Origin of the sequence: Bacillus sp. AFS059628 (genome assembly GCF_002571225.1) — a bacterium.
Lineage (GTDB): Bacteria > Bacillota > Bacilli > Bacillales > Bacillaceae_G > Bacillus_A.
Genome location: NZ_NVEC01000003.1, coordinates 204,352 through 220,779, shown reverse-complemented (window position 1 = coordinate 220,779; position 16,428 = coordinate 204,352). Strand labels below are relative to the sequence as shown.

General features: G+C 36.0%; 15 protein-coding genes, 1 pseudogene and 1 other annotated feature. Of the genes and pseudogenes, 3 read left to right on the top strand and 13 right to left on the bottom strand.

Annotation, left to right across the window (positions count from 1 at the left end):
* From bioC to COL05_RS02000, 6 genes and pseudogenes are all read right to left on the bottom strand, one after another.
* On the bottom strand, positions 1–810 hold the full coding sequence (bioC, locus tag COL05_RS02025; protein ID WP_098667389.1) for a malonyl-ACP O-methyltransferase BioC: 810 nt from the start codon (positions 808–810) through the stop codon (positions 1–3).
* Positions 776–1,516 (bottom strand): alpha/beta fold hydrolase, encoded by a 741-nt coding sequence (locus COL05_RS02020; protein ID WP_098667388.1) that lies wholly within the window; start codon positions 1,514–1,516, stop codon positions 776–778. Before COL05_RS02020 ends, bioC begins: the two co-directional genes overlap by 35 nt.
* Complete coding sequence (gene bioF, locus COL05_RS02015) at positions 1,513–2,700, bottom strand: 8-amino-7-oxononanoate synthase (RefSeq protein ID WP_098667387.1); 1,188 nt, start codon at positions 2,698–2,700, stop codon at positions 1,513–1,515. Before bioF ends, COL05_RS02020 begins: the two co-directional genes overlap by 4 nt.
* Positions 2,666–3,394 (bottom strand): ATP-dependent dethiobiotin synthetase BioD, encoded by a 729-nt coding sequence (bioD, locus tag COL05_RS02010; RefSeq protein ID WP_098667386.1) that lies wholly within the window; start codon positions 3,392–3,394, stop codon positions 2,666–2,668. Before bioD ends, bioF begins: the two co-directional genes overlap by 35 nt.
* Positions 3,394–4,782: an adenosylmethionine--8-amino-7-oxononanoate transaminase gene (gene bioA / locus COL05_RS02005; protein ID WP_098667385.1), complete on the bottom strand. Its 1,389-nt coding sequence runs from the start codon at positions 4,780–4,782 to the stop codon at positions 3,394–3,396. Before bioA ends, bioD begins: the two co-directional genes overlap by 1 nt.
* Positions 4,783–4,904: 122 nt before the next feature.
* Positions 4,905–5,260, bottom strand: a pseudogene (locus COL05_RS02000) (hypothetical protein).
* A 141-nt stretch (positions 5,261–5,401) separates the two neighbouring features.
* Positions 5,402–5,622: a binding site (T-box leader), on the top strand.
* A gap of 277 nt (positions 5,623–5,899) precedes the next feature.
* Between COL05_RS02000 and nhaC the strand changes: the two are divergent.
* On the top strand, positions 5,900–7,273 hold the full coding sequence (gene nhaC, locus COL05_RS01990; RefSeq protein WP_098667383.1) for a Na+/H+ antiporter NhaC: 1,374 nt from the start codon (positions 5,900–5,902) through the stop codon (positions 7,271–7,273).
* Positions 7,274–7,322: 49 nt separating this feature from the next.
* Here the strand turns inward: nhaC and cpdB are convergent, their stop codons facing one another.
* Complete coding sequence (gene cpdB, locus COL05_RS01985) at positions 7,323–9,623, bottom strand: bifunctional 2',3'-cyclic-nucleotide 2'-phosphodiesterase/3'-nucleotidase (protein WP_098667382.1); 2,301 nt, start codon at positions 9,621–9,623, stop codon at positions 7,323–7,325.
* Between the two features lie 356 nt (positions 9,624–9,979).
* Here cpdB and COL05_RS01980 point away from each other — a divergent pair, with 356 nt between their 5' ends.
* Positions 9,980–10,759, top strand: coding sequence for a GDSL-type esterase/lipase family protein (locus COL05_RS01980; RefSeq protein ID WP_098667381.1), 780 nt, complete (start codon positions 9,980–9,982; stop codon positions 10,757–10,759).
* A gap of 72 nt (positions 10,760–10,831) precedes the next feature.
* A complete protein-coding gene (locus tag COL05_RS01975) occupies positions 10,832–11,278 on the top strand; it encodes a MarR family winged helix-turn-helix transcriptional regulator (RefSeq protein ID WP_000445823.1) in 447 nt (148 codons plus the stop codon).
* Positions 11,279–11,302: 24 nt separating this feature from the next.
* Here COL05_RS01975 and COL05_RS01970 read toward each other — a convergent pair whose 3' ends face one another.
* The 6 genes from COL05_RS01970 to argJ form a co-directional block, all read right to left on the bottom strand.
* Positions 11,303–11,506, bottom strand: coding sequence for a hypothetical protein (locus COL05_RS01970; RefSeq protein WP_098667380.1), 204 nt, complete (start codon positions 11,504–11,506; stop codon positions 11,303–11,305).
* A 58-nt stretch (positions 11,507–11,564) separates the two neighbouring features.
* The gene (locus COL05_RS01965) at positions 11,565–12,125 is read right to left on the bottom strand and encodes a DUF2062 domain-containing protein (protein ID WP_098667379.1); all 561 of its coding nucleotides are present in this window, start codon (positions 12,123–12,125) and stop codon (positions 11,565–11,567) included.
* Between the two features lie 177 nt (positions 12,126–12,302).
* On the bottom strand, positions 12,303–13,253 hold the full coding sequence (gene argF, locus COL05_RS01960; protein ID WP_098667378.1) for an ornithine carbamoyltransferase: 951 nt from the start codon (positions 13,251–13,253) through the stop codon (positions 12,303–12,305).
* Between the two features lie 12 nt (positions 13,254–13,265).
* Positions 13,266–14,426, bottom strand: a complete 1,161-nt coding sequence (locus COL05_RS01955; RefSeq protein WP_098667377.1) for an acetylornithine transaminase — start codon at positions 14,424–14,426, stop codon at positions 13,266–13,268.
* Positions 14,423–15,190, bottom strand: a complete 768-nt coding sequence (argB, locus tag COL05_RS01950) for an acetylglutamate kinase (RefSeq protein ID WP_098667376.1) — start codon at positions 15,188–15,190, stop codon at positions 14,423–14,425. Before argB ends, COL05_RS01955 begins: the two co-directional genes overlap by 4 nt.
* Before the next feature lie 11 nt (positions 15,191–15,201).
* A complete protein-coding gene (gene argJ / locus COL05_RS01945; protein WP_142337317.1) occupies positions 15,202–16,425 on the bottom strand; it encodes a bifunctional glutamate N-acetyltransferase/amino-acid acetyltransferase ArgJ in 1,224 nt (407 codons plus the stop codon).
* Between the last annotated feature and the right edge of the window lie 3 nt (positions 16,426–16,428).

Below are 16,428 nucleotides of genomic sequence, written 5' to 3'. Positions count from 1 at the left end.
TCATCTCTTCCCCTCTTTTGTTATATGCACAAATAAAGCATGATACGTTGCCATTATCCCTTCATTTTCCGTGAAGTCCCTTTCGTATATACGAAGCATCGTACGAAAGAGTGAGGGACTTTGACAATATGATTCTTCATTACTATTGGTCGCTCCTACTTTACGAATAGAATGTAGAAACTCCCTAACTTCTGTAAATCTCTCTATGTAACATGTTTCAGAAACATGTACATCCCCTGTTTCTATCTCACATATATGGCGCAACTGATTTTTCGAATAAAAACGTTGCCCAATCGATGTTTCATTTTGTATATTTTTTTCTTCTTTCGCTCGCTGGAACGAAGCATGCAATTCTTGAAATGTTTCCTGTCCAAACGTTGAAAAAAGTAATATTCCATCTATAGACAAATGATGAAATAAATTTCCTATCACTTGTTTTAAATCATTTAGCCATTGAAATGTGGCATTTGAAATAATGACATCATACGTTTCTTCTAGTCGTAATCTTTCGATATCCTGACAGTAAAATGTTACATTGTTTACATTTTGTCTAGTTTTCGCAACTGCAATCATACTTTCAGCAAAATCAATAGCTGTAATATGTGCTTTCGGAAATAAGTTTGATAATTGCTCTGTAACATATCCTGTCCCGCATCCAAGTTCTAAAATACGTATCGATGCATTTACACTATATCGCTGATTCAATGTAGAAAGTAATGAATGTGCCATCTTTTTTTGTACATTTGCATATTGATCGTAGGATACAGCTGCCACATTAAACCGTTTTTGTAGTAACGTTTTGTTGATCATGTCGTATCCCCTCTACAAATTGAATTATCTCATTTACACAATATTCAAAATTCATTACACATAATGCGTGCCCAGCCTCGTTTACTACCTTGAGCGTAGCAGTCTCATTCTCAGCCATACTACGCGCTGCAGACAATGGACATATTACATCCTGCTCTCCATGAATAAGCAGTAGAGGTACTTTTATTTCTTTCAATTCTTCTCTCATATCTGTTTCTATTAAATAATCTAAACCTAATTGTAAAGACTGAATAGAATCACCTTTAAAGTGTTTTATCATATCTTCAAACCTTTTATTCTCTTTCAGCTCATCTTTCGTAAACATATTTTCATAAAACCGCTTGAGCGTGTCTTCTTTCTTTCTCGCCAAATTCTTTTTCAGCCGTTCTACATGCAAAGCATTCCATCCACTCGTATAGTTGCACGTATTTGTAAATTTGGCAGTACCACCAATTAATACGATACCTTTTGCATTAACCTTTTTATAAGCTTGAACTGCCGCTAACGCCCCTAGTGACCATCCCACTAAAATTACATTTTCATCCTTTGCTACATCTATTATTCGCCCTGAAAATTCACTTTGTTCTTTCACATTACGCCAATTGATACATTGAACAGAATATCCTTTAAAATACGGCAGAACTAAAGTCCAAATATTTTCTTCCATTCCCCACCCAGGAATAAAAATAATCTTTAGCTCTTTCATACTAAAAACCCCTCTTCTTTACCAATGCGTATAATATGCTGAATAGCCCAGTTCAAATCAGCTATTGTATGTTGGGACGTAACTGCAAAACGGACCCGTGAACTATTAACTGGAACCGTTGGTGGACGAATTGCAATTGCAGCAATTCCTATCTGTTGCAACCTTTTACTAAACCGTAAAGCTGTTTCATTTGAACCTACTACGATCGGTACAATATGAGTTGAGCTATTTCCTATATCAAAACCAGCTTCTCGTAAATGGTTTCTGAAATATGCTCCATTCTCTATAAGCCTCTCTCTTCTTTCATTATCTTCTTTTACAATTTCAATTGCTTTTTGTACCGCTCCTAATGTTCCTGGCGGTAATGCAGTAGTAAAAATAAAACTTCTCATCATATTGTGTAAATACTCTATATAAATTGCATCGCCTGTCAAATACGCACCATAACACCCTAAAGCCTTACTAAACGTCCCCATATGTATATCTATTTTTTGAGCAAGATCTTCTTCTATATGAGATAATCCAGCTCCGCCGATTCCATATATTCCACTCGCATGTGCTTCATCAACTATAATGATTGCCCCGTATTTCTCTTTCAACTCCACTAACTCCCTCAAATACGCAGTATCACCATCCATACTAAAAACAGTATCTGTTACGATTAATTTCCGCTTTTCAGAAGATGCTGTTTTTAACAACGTCTCCAGATGATTTAAATTGTTATGACGATACCTTTTATGCTCTGCCCCGCTCAATATAATTCCATCAACGATACTTGCATGATTTAATTTGTCACTAAACACAATATCGTGACGACTCGCTAATGAAGAAATCACTCCAACATTTGCGGTATATCCACTACTTACAACTAAGGCTTTTTCAGTGCCTTTCCAATCGCATATACTTCTCTCAACCTCTTCATACAGTGAATAATTTCCTACAACAAGCCTTGATGCCGTCGCCCCAGCTCCATATTTTCTTGTGCATGCAATAGCAGCTTCTTTTAACCTTTCATCACCAGCTAATCCTAAATAATTATTTGATGCTAAATTTAGCATCCTTTTCTCATCTCGAATAAGCCATGTCTCTTCTGCTTGTTCTGTTACATGCAAACTGCGATACTGCCCTCGCTCATTTAATTGTTGCAATTTAGATTGAAGATGTGTGCGCCACGTTTGATTCATTTCTGATAAGCTCCTCTAATTTTGAAATCATTATATATTCTTTAGCAGATTCCAAGACTTCTTCTTTTGTAAACTCACCTTCAAAGAATGGTAATAAACCTAAAACCGGTACCCCACTTAGCTCTTCAATCATTTCTTTATTTTCTTGCACTCTTTCCATTTCACATTCTTTGCAGCCAGATAAAATTACACCTGCTACTGTTAAACCATGTGCCTTTGCATAAGCAATCGTTAAAACTGTATGATTTACTGTCCCTAATGTAGGGCGTGCCACTACAATAAGTGGAAGCTGTAATTCTTTTGCGAAATCAATTACTAAAGCGTCCTCTGTATACGGAACAGCTAATCCACCTGCTCCTTCTACAAGTAAACTATTAAACTCTTTCAATCGTTCATTATAGTGATGAATAATGTCCTTTACATGTACTACTCTTCCAGCTCTTTTCATGGCAAGTCTCGGGGCAAGCGGCTCTTCAATAGAATAAGGGCAAATTTCATCTTCTTTTGTCGGTACACCTGCTAATGCTTTTAGCCTTGCTGCATCTCCCTCTGGATTTGATGCAACATGTCCACTTTGCAACGGTTTATATACCCCGATGTTATATCCCAATTCTCTAAATACACCTGCTAATGCACCGGCAACTATAGTTTTCCCTACTTCAGTATCCGTTGCTGTTATAAAAAAACCGCTCATTATTCTCCCTCCGTAACATCCGAGATTGCTTTATACAAAATGCGTAACATATCATCAATCTCCTCAATTGTAGAAGCAAGAGGAGGCATAAATACAATCGTATTACCGAGCGGTCGCAAGATCATACCTAGCTCTCTTGAGCGTTTACATACTTGAACACCGATCCTCTCTGTCCATTCAAACGCTTCTTTCGTTTCCTTATTCTTCACAAGTTCAATTCCAATCATTAATCCGCATTGACGAATATCCCCTACATGTTTATATGCAAAAAGTTCTTCTAATTGCGTCGCCACATATTTTGTTTTACGTGCTACTTCTTCTATTAAATTTGTTTTCTCATATAGTTCTAGATTCGCAATTGCTACCGCACACCCTAACGGATTCCCTGTATAACTATGTCCGTGGAAAAACGTTTTTTGTTCTTCATAGCCTCCTAAAAAGGCATTATAAATTTCATCTGTCGTTACAGTAATTGCAACTGGTAAATATCCGCCCGTTAAACCTTTTCCCGCTGTTAAAATATCCGGCGTTACATTTTCATGTTCACATGCAAACATTTTTCCAGTACGCCCGAATCCAGTCGCTACCTCATCTGTAATAAATAAAACATTATATTTCGTACATAAATTACGTAGCCCTTTTAAGTATCCTTTTGGCATTGTAATCATACCGCCAGCACCTTGCATTAAAGGTTCTACAATAAGCGCCGCAATTTCTTCATGTTTATCTTTTAGCATCTCTTCCATTTCTTCTAAATGTTTTTTTACAATTTCCTCCTTATCATTTCCATAAGGAGAACGATATGTATATGGATAAGGCATTTTAATTGCCTCAAATAAAAGTGAACTATACACTTGGTGAAACAAGTCTATTGCTCCTACTGAAACAGCTCCAATTGTGTCGCCATGATACGCTTCTTTTAATGTAACAAATCTTTGTTTCTTCGCTTTCCCTTTATGCTGCCAATATTGAAAAGCTATCTTAATTGCAATTTCAACGGCGCTAGAACCAGAGTCTGAATAAAATACTTTCTTCAAACCTTCTGGTACAACTTCAATTATTTTTTCCGCTAATAAAATAGATGGAACGTTAGCAAGTCCTAGCATAGTAGAATGGGCAATTTTATTTAATTGTTTACGAATTGCCTCATCTAGTTCCGGTACTTGATGTCCATGAACATTTAACCAAATAGACGAAACACCATCCCAATATTCATTTCCATTTACATCGTATAGCTTTCTTCCCTCTCCCCGTTCAATAATGACAGGATCTTCTTCTAAATAATCCTTCATTTGTGTAAACGGATGCCATACATAGGTTTTATTTTTCTCCGATAACTCTTCATATGTATATGATGGTTTGTCAGTCGTACTCTTACTAAAAGTCACAATTGTCACCCCTAATGTTAACTAGTTTATAAATATAGTTAACATTAAAAATAAATGATTGTCAATTATTTTTAAATCAAGTAGTTCTTAAAAAAGAACAACTTATCATAAGATAAGTTGTTCTACTTTCCATGTTGTATCTTTCCGATTTCTAAAATAATCTCTTCATCTTTTTTCCTTCTGTTTCAATTCCAAGTTGTTTTGCATGTTCAATCAACAGATCATGGCGCTTCTCAAATCTTGCGGTATTTACTTCTTTCGCAACCTCTTCTTTTGTTTTCCCTTTCGTAGAAACCCCTAGTTTCTCAGCTGCTTTTTCCATCGACTTCTTCTCTTTAGCTTCTTTCGATTTCTTCACTTCTGACTGCTGTACTTGCTTTTGCTTCGCCTGCTCTGATTCAGCTGCAAAAGCCGTGTAAATTCCAGCACTTCCGCCAATGACTAGTAAAGTGGTAAAAAGAATTATTTTTTTCTTCACTCTTTCCTCCCCTTTCAAATTCATTATAACGCACATTTTCACAGGATTAAAATTGTTCTCCTTTATTCCCCTAAAAAATTATTGAATATTTTTATTGACATGTAAGACGAATATATGATAAAAATTTAACTAACATCATATGAATCGGCATTGATAGGATTTAGTAGTATTTCGATTTCTGATTTCAGAGAGCTGGTGGTCGGTGCGAACCAGTACAGAGCGAATTATGAATTACCCCCTGGAGCTTCTTTTGCGAAACGTAAGGAGTAGTGAAAGACGGTTATAGACCGTTATATCTAAAGAGTGGTGAAACGATACTGTTTCACAATTTAGGGTGGTACCGCGAATTTTTCGTCCCTGCATATATTGCAGGGGCGTTTTTATTTTATTAGCGCATATCATACGACCCTTTATTTTGTGATACATTCATTTCACAAGCTAGGGTGGTACCGCGATTTCTTCGTCCCTGCATAATTATATGCAGGGACGTTTTTTTATCCAATCATTTCCGTATCATATTGAAAAACCAATAATTACCGGTAATTTGTCACAAAATTCTAAATTTTAGAAGGAAATAAACAATATTGGCGAATTTTATATAAAAAAGAGCTATTTTAGATTACTTAGGAGGGGAAAACAATGGTTTCAAAAATTGAATCTGTTCTTTTAACAGTATTTATCTTTTTCTGTATTGGCTTTAGTGTTATTCAACTAGAAGTTTCACCACACATCCCAATTTTATTTGGCATCGTTCTTTTATTAGCATTTGGATTTATGAAAAAAATTGATTGGTCTACGATGGAAAAAGGGATGATTAGTAGTATTTCAGCTGGTATTCCATCTATTTTTATTTTCTTACTTGTAGGCGTATTAATTAGTGTTTGGATCGCCGCTGGAACAATCCCAACTTTAATGGTATACGGCTTCCAACTTGTATCTCCTAAAATTTTCATTCCAACTGTTTTCGTTGTTTGTGCAATTGTTGGAACGAGTATCGGTAGTGCCTTTACAACTGCTGCAACTGTAGGACTTGCCTTTATGGGCATGGGTAGTGCTCTCGGATACGATCCGGCTCTAATTGCTGGTGCAATTATTTCTGGTGCGTTCTTTGGAGATAAAATGTCTCCTTTATCTGATACAACAAACTTAGCTCCTGCTGTAACGGGTGTAGATTTATTTGAGCACATTCGTAACATGCTTTGGACAACAGTTCCAGCCTTCATTATTGCTTTTATCGCATTTTTCATTTTAGGAGGCGGCACTAGCGGAGACGTTGACTTCACAAACTTTATTAGTACATTAGAGAAAAATACAACGATTTCTATCGTTACACTAATCCCAATTTTATTACTGTTCCTATTCGCATTTAAAAAAGTTCCAGCAGTTCCAACATTGCTTGCAGGAATCGTGGTAGGAATTATTATTCTCTTTATTTTTAAACCTAGCACTTCTTTAGCTGATTTAATGAAAATTATGCAAGACGGCTATGTTTCTAAAACTGGTATTAAAGACATTGATAGCTTACTATCTCGCGGTGGTCTACAAAGTATGATGATGTCGATTGCGCTTATTTTCCTAGCTCTTTGTATGGGAGGATTATTACAAGGAATGGGTATTATCGCGCAGCTGATGAATATCATCTCTAGCTTCGTAAAAAATAGTACACGCTTAATTATTTCTACTGCTTCAACTGCAATTGGTGTAAACTTCTTACTTGGTGAGCAATACTTATCCATCGTTTTAACAGGACAAGCATTTGCTAATAAATACGATGAAGTCGGTTTAGAACGTCGGAATTTATCACGAGTACTAGAAGATGCAGGTACAGTTATTAATCCGCTCGTACCATGGGGAGTAAGTGGTGTATTCTTATCGAACGTCCTTGGCGTTCCGACATTTGATTACCTTCCATTCGCAATTTTCTGTTTAGCTTGCCCAGTCTTAACAATTATTGTTGGTTTCACTGGATTTGGCCTTTCATGGAAGAAAGAAAAAGCTGTAACACTTTCATAATATACTAAAAAGGATTACCTGAATCGGTAATCCTTTTTATATTTCTTGACTATCTATTTGCTTTCTTTCTTCTAAATAACAGAAGTAATCCTGCTCCAACAAACGCCAAACCTGCTCCAATTGTAGAAACAACACTTGTACCTGTTTTCGGTAAATCACGTTCTTCTTTCTTTTCGCTTACAGTTGTTGTTTCTTTTGCGTTTTGATTATCCGTTGTAGTTTGTCCAGATCCTGCATTATTACCTTCATCTTTTGGTGGTGTCGTTGGGTTCTCTCCGTTATTCCCTTCACCTGTTGGTGGTGTCGTCGGATTTCCTCCATTATTTCCTTCACCTGTTGGTGGTGTTGTTGGGTTCTCCCCACCAGTTTCCTTATCATCATCGTTCTTCTTCGTTATATCAATTGCATATTTAGCAAATTCATTTTCAGATGGTCCAACATATGATATTTTTCCATCTTTCTTTATATACTTTTGTGCATTTGGTGAAGAATCGAATGTTGTATGTAATTTATCGGCAACAATCGGTTTGAACAGCCAATTTTTATCTGCTGCTGGATTAATAACTGGTGTTTCTTGCATATACTTCACAATGATTTGACGCGTTTCATCTTGTGATTGGTATACAACTTCCCCTTTGCTTACACCCGGGAACGTTTGGCTGCTTCCGCGATAGTTATTTGTAGCGACGATGAACTCTTGATTTTCAGCTACTGGCTTCCCTTCATATGTCATATTTACAATACGATTCGTATTTGCATTTACAACTTTTCCATCTTTATCGTATTTCGCTGGTTGTGTTACATCAATTTCGTATTTTAAGCCATCTAAAATATCGAAGTTATATGTAGGATAGCCTATATTTACTAACGGCTGTTCTTCTGTTTTCTTTGGATCGATTTGATTAAACTGACCTGCAGACATTTCAAGCCATTCTTTCACTTGTGCCCCATTTACTTTTACAGCATATAACGTATTTGGATATACATATAAATCTGCTACGTTTTTAATTGCTAACGTTCCAGCTGGAATATCCGTATAATATGTAGCACCGTTTCGGCCACCTGCTTTAAATGGTGCTCCTGCAGATAAAACTGGAATTCCTTTATATTTGCTGTACTGTCCATTTTCAGCAAATAACTTTTCTACATACCATTTTTGTGCATTTGTCACAAGTTGTACAGAAGGATCATCTTGTACTAATGAGAAATAACTATTAATTGGCGCTGTCGTTTTTCCTACAGCTGTATTCACATAATCAATTGTCGCTTGATGATCATCTTTAATTTCATCAACTAAATTTTGATCAGATTGTACGAGTGGGTTTCCTTTACTATCAGCAATCGGACGAAGTTGCGGCTTCGATTGCTCTTTTTGTATTTCCCATTTTCCATTTACTTTTTTCAATTGCATATCAATAATGCCTAAGTTACTTCCAAAGACACCAGGCATTACAACTGGAACACCATTAAATACATCCTTCACTTCCGTATGTGAATGTCCCATTAATACTGCATCTACACCAGGAACTTCTGTTAAATAATACGACGCATTTTCCATGCCAACGTTGTATCCACTCTTATCAACACCGGAATGTGCTAGTGCAACGATAACATCTGCACCTTCTGCTTTCATTTTTGGCACCATTTTTTTCGCTGTTTCAACTATATCTTTTGCTTTCACTTTTCCTTCTAAATTTGCTTTATCCCAGTTCATAACTTGAGGTGGAACAAATCCCATTACGCCAATTTTCACTTTTTGCTTTTGACCTGATTCATCTTCTACTTCTTTTTCAAAAACATGATATGGTTTAAAGTAATTTTGATCGTTCTCTTCATTATTATCTTTATCATCTTTATAGACGTTCGAGTTAATAACCGGGAATTCCGTTTTACTAATTACTTTGTTTAAATAGTCTAAACCGTAGTTAAATTCATGATTCCCAAGAGAGATGACGTCATACTTCATTAAATTCATTAAACGATACAATGGATGTGTATAACTAGGATCCACAGGCTTCTTCGGATCATTTATTTTATTGGCTACATAATCTCCAAGCGGTGTCCCTTGTAATGCATCCCCATCATCAAATAGGACAGAGTTCTTCGCTTCTTCACGTGCTTTATTAACAAGTGTTGCTGTTTGTACGAGACCTACTTTATTATCGGTTTTCGTTTGATAATAATCGTAATTCATTAAATTAACGTGAATATCTGATGTTTCTAGAATTCGTAAGTTAACCGTACTCTCCCCAGTTTGCTCATCCGCATGAGCTGTTGCTGGCAATACTTGCGGCGCTATAACACCAATAGCAAGAGTTGCTCCAGCTAGCATTTTTTTTGACTTTTTCACAAAAAATCCCCCTTATACAATTACCAAAAATAATGAAATGAATCTGTCTCTAATCACATACCTTTTTTCTTCTATTGGAGATAAGATTTTCATTTCATCCTGCGCTAATGAGTAGTCCTCTTAAACGCTCGATTGGTGAGATTTTACTCATCGGGAAATAAAGCCCTACTAATTAAAATTTCACCTTATCTGACATTATCATATATAATGTACTTTCATATCGTCAATATTTTTTGACATACTTCTACAAATTTTCTGTAAAGTTGTTGTAAACTTTTCATAAACATATAATATGCCCTTACATTGTTAATACTGCTGAATATGATACAATTACCAATTACAAGGAGGATGAATTTATGAAAAAAGTCATCTTAACAATTGTTTGTCTCCTCCTTCTAATCATTTCTTATTCTTATTTCGAAAAGAACGATGAGACAAAACAAAATGAACCCGAAGAAAAAACAGAAAAAACATCTACTCCAAGTTGGATTGATAAGCAAACAAACGATTCTTTTTATCATCTCGTACTAGGTGATTCGCTCGCCAAAGGATATGGTTCAACACAAGGTGGATTTGCTGAATTAGCCTCTAAACAAATAGAAGCACAAATTCATAAACCCATTACAGTAGAAAACCTTGGGATAAACGGCCTTACAACAGATCGTCTCGCTAAAAAAGTTCAATCAGAAGATGTAAAGCAAAAAATTAGATCAGCAAATATCATTACAATTAATATTGGCGGAAATAATTTATTTCGCTTAAATCGTGATGTTGGTGTTATAGACGGTATTAAAATGTTAAATAAAGAAAAAGCTCATTTTGAAGCGGATGTAAAAAATATTGTAAAGACAGTTCGAGATCAAAATCCGGATGCTTTACTCATTCTTTCTGAACTCTATAACCCGTTACAACTCGATGATTCCATCGCGAGTTATGCAGATATGTTTTTAGATGGCTGGAATGAATCTGTTTATTCCATTGCTAAAGCAAATCAGCCGTCTATCGTTTTACCAATTCGCAAATTAATATCTAATGATAAGAAAGAATTACTCTTTGACCAAGTACACCCGAATGACAAAGGCTATACGATTATTGCCGATTCATTTACAAAAAAAGTGTTGGCCTACAAATATTAAAATTTCCATGAAACAATTCTATTTTTATAACATGTCTTTTTTGTTACAATGAGAGTGGAAGGGGGCCTTTATATGGAATCACGCGAGTGGGAACGTATTGTTGATCATCTTCTTTCGCTAGTGCCTCTTTTTTATCGCAAATTTATGCTTCCTGGAGAATTTTCTTCCCAAAGACATATGCCGCCATCACATACACAAGTATTACTACTTCTGCATGAAAATGGCACATTAGCAGTTTCCGAAATCGGCAAGCGGCTAGCGATTTCAAGGCCCAACATGACACCTCTATTAAACAAACTGATTCAAGAAGAATTAATAGAGCGTCATTATAGCGAAAAAGATCGACGGGTCATTTTAATTTCCCTAACAACTGAAGGGAAATTGTTAGTAAATCAATATCAACAATTCATTTTAGACAAATTAAAGGAAAATTTCCAAACGTTATCTGAGGAAGAACGTGAAAAACTCATTCACTCTCTTCAAACCATTCAAAATTTAATTTTGAAAACGAACGCATAAAGCTGCTTCTAAATCGAAGCAGCTTTATGATTCGTAATAATTACCGTAGTATACATTTGAATATGGCCATGTCGTTAAATATGGTTTTTGTTCTTGCTTAGGCTGTTGTTGTGGTATTTGTGATAATTGCTGTACTTGTTGTTGCCGATATAATTCGTATTGTCTATTCATATCATAAACCGGATAGTAATTTACATATGGATATACTTGCGGTACGTAATAATACATTCATTCTCTCCCCCTTTTTCTTAAACATATTCAAAGGAGAAAATGAGTGTGACTCTCTTTATATTTGCACAAGTGGTTCTCTCACTCGTTTCTTTCTGTTCTTCAAACGTAACTTACGGTTCTTTTCATATAAATAATGCACCACGAAATATGAAACTACACCAAACACAACTCCTAAAATCGTCATTCCAATTAATACATACACTTCACTCTGTAACAAGCTCTTTAACATCGTAAAAATGTGGCTTGAGAACAAGTCAGACATTGTAAATGGTTCATGATGTATTTTTTTCACATGAAATGGATAAATCATTTTTCCTAACGCATAAGCAAATGGAAATAACAATACCGGTAAAAATGATATTTTCCCAATAATATTACCAATAACCGCAGCAGGAAAGGATCCCTTCGCTAATCGAACGATTGGATAAAATATTATATATACGAGCGATGCCGTATATATAACTAACATCTCTAAGCCAAAACCAATCGCAAAACCTAATGATACTTTCTTTGCACCTTCTGGTGATCGAAGTAACTTATAATATTGAAACTTTAATATTCTCCACATCCGCTGAAAAAACGAATATGTTTTCTTAGGTGTTTTCACTCTCATCATCTCTTTAACTATATTTTTATATGTAGTATGCCCTTACATACTCTGAAAAACAAATTTCAATTTCTCTTTTATTATAAATGATATCGAAATGGTTAACTAAATATACATATGACATTTCAATATAAAAAGTGCACCTCAAATTGTTATTCGTGTCTAACAATTTGAGGTGCACATCATTTAAGAAAGCTCTTCTACATTTTTAAATAAACTTACTAATAATGCTTTTTGCGCATGCAATCGATTACCAGCTTGCTCAAAAACGATAGACTCTGGTCCATCTATAATTTCTCCTGTTACTTCCTCTTCGCGATGAGCAGGTAAACAGTGTAAGAAACGATATGTTTGTTTCGCATGCTTAACAAGTTCTTTATTGATTTGGTATGGTTGAAACAACGTATATTTCTCTTCTTCGCCCTCTTGCCCCATGCTCATCCAAACGTCAGTATAAATGAAATCTGCTTCATTCACCGCTAGTTCAGGGTTATGCAAAATTTCAATTTCAGCTCCTGTTTGCTCGGCAATCGCTAACGCTTTTTTTACAATCTCTTCATTCGGTTCATATCCTACAGGCGTTGCAACAGTCATATGCATTCCGACTTTCGCACTTGCTAACAACAATGAATGACATACATTATTTCCGTCACCTACGTAAGCCAATTTTATTCCTTTAAATGTATTTTTTTCTTCATATATTGTCATTAAGTCTGCCAATGCTTGACAAGGATGATGATCGTCCGTTAAACCGTTAATTACAGGTATGCTCGATTCTTTCGCAAGCTCTTCTACATCCGCATGTGAGAATGTACGTATCATGATCCCGTCAATATAATGAGATAATACTTTCGCAGTATCTGAAACGCTCTCTCCTCTTCCAATTTGCATCTCTTTCCCACTTAAAAACATACCATGTCCTCCGAGTTGTACCATTCCCGCTTCAAAAGATACGCGAGTACGAGTTGAATGTTTATCAAAGATAAGCCCTAATATTTTGCCCTGTAATAAAGGCTCCTGCTTATTCTTTTTTAAATATATAGCGAACTCAATTAAAGAAATAATTTCTTCTTGCGTCAGTTCTTCTAATGTTAAAAGATCCTTCGTATTTAATTTCGGTACTTGTACAGTTGACATGAAACTTCCCCCTTATATAATTGATACGTTTTTTGTACAAACTACTTTTTTTATCATATATACTGCCTGTTCTAATTCTTCATTCGTCACAATAAGTGGTGGTAATAGTCTTATAACAGTAGGTCCTGCTTGTAATACGAGAAGCCCTTCTTTCTCTAGTTGTTCTATAAAACTTGAAACCTCATGCGTACACTCAATTCCAATCATAAGCCCCTTACCACGTATATTTTGAATACATTCGACATGTCGTAATTCCTCTTGCAATTTCTGTAATACGTACTTGCCCTTTTCCTTTACTTCTTTTAAAAACGATGGCTTCTTAGTTATTTGCAATACTTCTTTCGCTGCAGCCATTGCAATATAATTCCCACCAAACGTTGAACCATGTGATCCTGCAGGAAACGATGTTCCAAGTTCCTTCCGGCCAATCATCGCTCCAACTGGAATGCCATTTCCAAGCGCCTTAGCGGTAGTAACGATATGAGGATGTATTCCCATTTGTTCGTAAGCAAATAATGTCCCAGTTCTTCCAATTCCAGTTTGTACTTCATCTATAATAAATAGGGAACCGGACTTCTTACATAATGTTTCAATCTCTTTCAAAAAGGCTAGATTAGCAGGTACTACTCCTCCCTCACCTTGAACAACTTCTACCATTACTGCCGCAACTTCTTCATTCATTACCTCTTTCAACGCCTTAATATCGTTAAAAGGAATATGTAAAAAAGATGGAAGTAATGGACCAAATCCCTCTTTCACTTTATTTTGCCCCGTCGCACTCATCGTTCCGAATGTTCTACCGTGAAAAGACTGCTCGCATGTTACGACGAGAGATTTTTCAGTATGCTTACGGGCTAACTTCAAAGCTGCTTCATTCGCCTCTGCCCCGCTATTACAGAAAAACACATAATCTAATGCTATATTTTCTGTTAATAATGACGCGACTTCTTCTTGTAAGCTGTTTGTAAATAGGTTAGATATATGCCATATTTCATGCAGTTGCTCTTGTACAGCTTTCATAACCGTAGGATGACAATGTCCTAAATTACATACACCGATTCCTGATGTAAAATCTAAATATTGCTTACTGTTATTATCAATGACTTTCGTTCCTTTTCCCTTTACAAACTCAACCTTTCTTCTCCCATACGTTTGAAAAAGATGACTTGTCATGCAATACTCACGCCCCTCGTTACCGTCGTTCCGATACACTCACCTGTAACCTCGGTAAAATCCTTCGTCCCATTTACGATACTAACCTTTTGCACTCCCATTTTTAATGATGCTAGTGCCGCCTGTACTTTCGGAATCATCCCACCAGTAATAACACCGTTTTCTATAAAATTAACAATCTCAAATTCGTTGGCTTTCTTTACTAACTTCCCTTCATGTAATACCCCATCTACATCTGTAATAAAAATGAGTTCTTTTGCAGATAATGCGGCCGCAATTCCAGCTGCTGCGGTATCTGCATTTATGTTATAAATCTCATTATCATTTATGCCGACCGGAGCAATAACAGGAATATAATTCATATTTATTAATCCTTTTAGTAAGGCCGTTTCGACATACCTTACTTCTCCCACATATCCTATCTCCTCACTGACAGGTTGAACTTGAAGTAACTTGCCATCACACCCTGAGCAACCTACCGCAAGTAAATTATGCCTTTGCAACTTCATTACAAACTTTTTATTCGTACTTCCGCATAGCACCATTTGAACAATATCCATAACTTCTTTTGGTGTTACTCGTAATCCATCTCTTTTTTCTACTTTGATGTTACAATCTTTTAATTGAGCATCAATTTCTGGGCCACCGCCATGGACAATCACTACTTTATACTTCTGTTGCAATTTCTTTATGCAATCAAAAAACACATCATTTAGTTGATCCAACATACTACCGCCGCATTTCACTACAATATAATCGCTCATCTTCTCTCTCCTTATGTACGATAACAAGCGTTTATTTTCACATATTCATAGCTTAGGTCACAGCCCCAAGCTGATCCTGTCTCTTCTCCTAAATGTAAATACACATTAATCATAATTTCATGTTCTTTTAATTTCATTTTCATTTCCTCTTCAGAAAACATTTGAGGTTCGCTATTTTTCAGCACCGCAATAGATTGAAGTGTAATATCAATTGTATTTGGGTTAATCGCGACTTCACTTTGTCCAATACTGCTAATAATTCGCCCCCAGTTTGGATCTTCACCATGTACTGCTGTTTTCACAAGACTCGAACCAACTATTTGCTTTGCAATTTTCTTTGCTTCTTCATTCGTTCGAGCTCCTAACACATTTACTTCTATTAACTTCGTAGCGCCCTCACCATCTTGTGCGATTTTTTTCGCTAAATCTTCACATACCTTCTGTAAAGCAAATATGAAAGTTTCCCAATCTGCATGTTCCATATTGATTGGTTTCGTTTCTGATAATCCACTTGCCATAACGATGACCATATCATTCGTAGAAGTATCTCCATCTACCGTAATTTGATTGAATGTATAATTCGTGATTTGTGATAATGCTGTTTGTAATACGTCATGCTCTATATGAGCGTCTGTCGTAATAAAACTTAGCATCGTTGCCATATTTGGATGAATCATCCCTGAACCTTTCGCAACACCAGCAATCGTCACTTTCTTCCCATCAATCATCATCTCATAGCAAGTTTCTTTCGTTATAAGATCCGTCGTTAAGATTGCTTCAGAAAAAGAATGAGCTTCACTTTCTTCCTTCGTCGGGATAAGAGTTGCAATTCCCTTTCGGATGATATCCATCGGTAAAGGAACACCAATTACACCTGTTGAAGCAACTGCAACGTAATTTTCTTTCACTCCAAAATGTTCCGCTCCTAATGCACGCATCTCGTAAGCATCTTGTAACCCTTTCATTCCTGTACAAGCATTTGCATTTCCACTATTGACGATAATTGCCTGCAATTTCCCCTCAGCTGTTATACTATCTTTCGTTACTTGCAGGGGAGCTGCTTGTATTTGATTCGTTGTATAAACGGCAGCACATGATGCTGGCACTTCACAAATGATTACACCTAAATCCTTTTTGTCTTTTTTCAAACCATTTGCAGTACCGATTGCCGAAAAGCCTTTTGGCGTTACAATTGAACCATTATCTAATTTTGTAATAGACGCTACTTTAATCATCAT

Excerpts from the sequence above, each read along its gene's own strand:
- argB (WP_098667376.1), bottom strand. The coding sequence starts at position 15,190 with ATGAGCGATTATATTGTAGTGAAATGCGGCGGTAGTATGTTGGATCAA.
- bioC (WP_098667389.1), bottom strand. The coding sequence starts at position 810 with ATGATCAACAAAACGTTACTACAAAAACGGTTTAATGTGGCAGCTGTA.
- COL05_RS02020 (WP_098667388.1), bottom strand. The coding sequence starts at position 1,516 with ATGAAAGAGCTAAAGATTATTTTTATTCCTGGGTGGGGAATGGAAGAA.
- COL05_RS01975 (WP_000445823.1), top strand. The coding sequence starts at position 10,832 with ATGGAATCACGCGAGTGGGAACGTATTGTTGATCATCTTCTTTCGCTA.
- COL05_RS01955 (WP_098667377.1), bottom strand. The coding sequence starts at position 14,426 with ATGACAAGTCATCTTTTTCAAACGTATGGGAGAAGAAAGGTTGAGTTT.
- COL05_RS01980 (WP_098667381.1), top strand. The coding sequence starts at position 9,980 with ATGAAAAAAGTCATCTTAACAATTGTTTGTCTCCTCCTTCTAATCATT.
- bioD (WP_098667386.1), bottom strand. The coding sequence starts at position 3,394 with ATGAGCGGTTTTTTTATAACAGCAACGGATACTGAAGTAGGGAAAACT.
- COL05_RS01965 (WP_098667379.1), bottom strand. The coding sequence starts at position 12,125 with ATGATGAGAGTGAAAACACCTAAGAAAACATATTCGTTTTTTCAGCGG.
- argJ (WP_142337317.1), bottom strand. The coding sequence starts at position 16,425 with ATGATTAAAGTAGCGTCTATTACAAAATTAGATAATGGTTCAATTGTA.
- bioF (WP_098667387.1), bottom strand. The coding sequence starts at position 2,700 with ATGAATCAAACGTGGCGCACACATCTTCAATCTAAATTGCAACAATTA.
- argF (WP_098667378.1), bottom strand. The coding sequence starts at position 13,253 with ATGTCAACTGTACAAGTACCGAAATTAAATACGAAGGATCTTTTAACA.
- COL05_RS01970 (WP_098667380.1), bottom strand. The coding sequence starts at position 11,506 with ATGTATTATTACGTACCGCAAGTATATCCATATGTAAATTACTATCCG.
- nhaC (WP_098667383.1), top strand. The coding sequence starts at position 5,900 with ATGGTTTCAAAAATTGAATCTGTTCTTTTAACAGTATTTATCTTTTTC.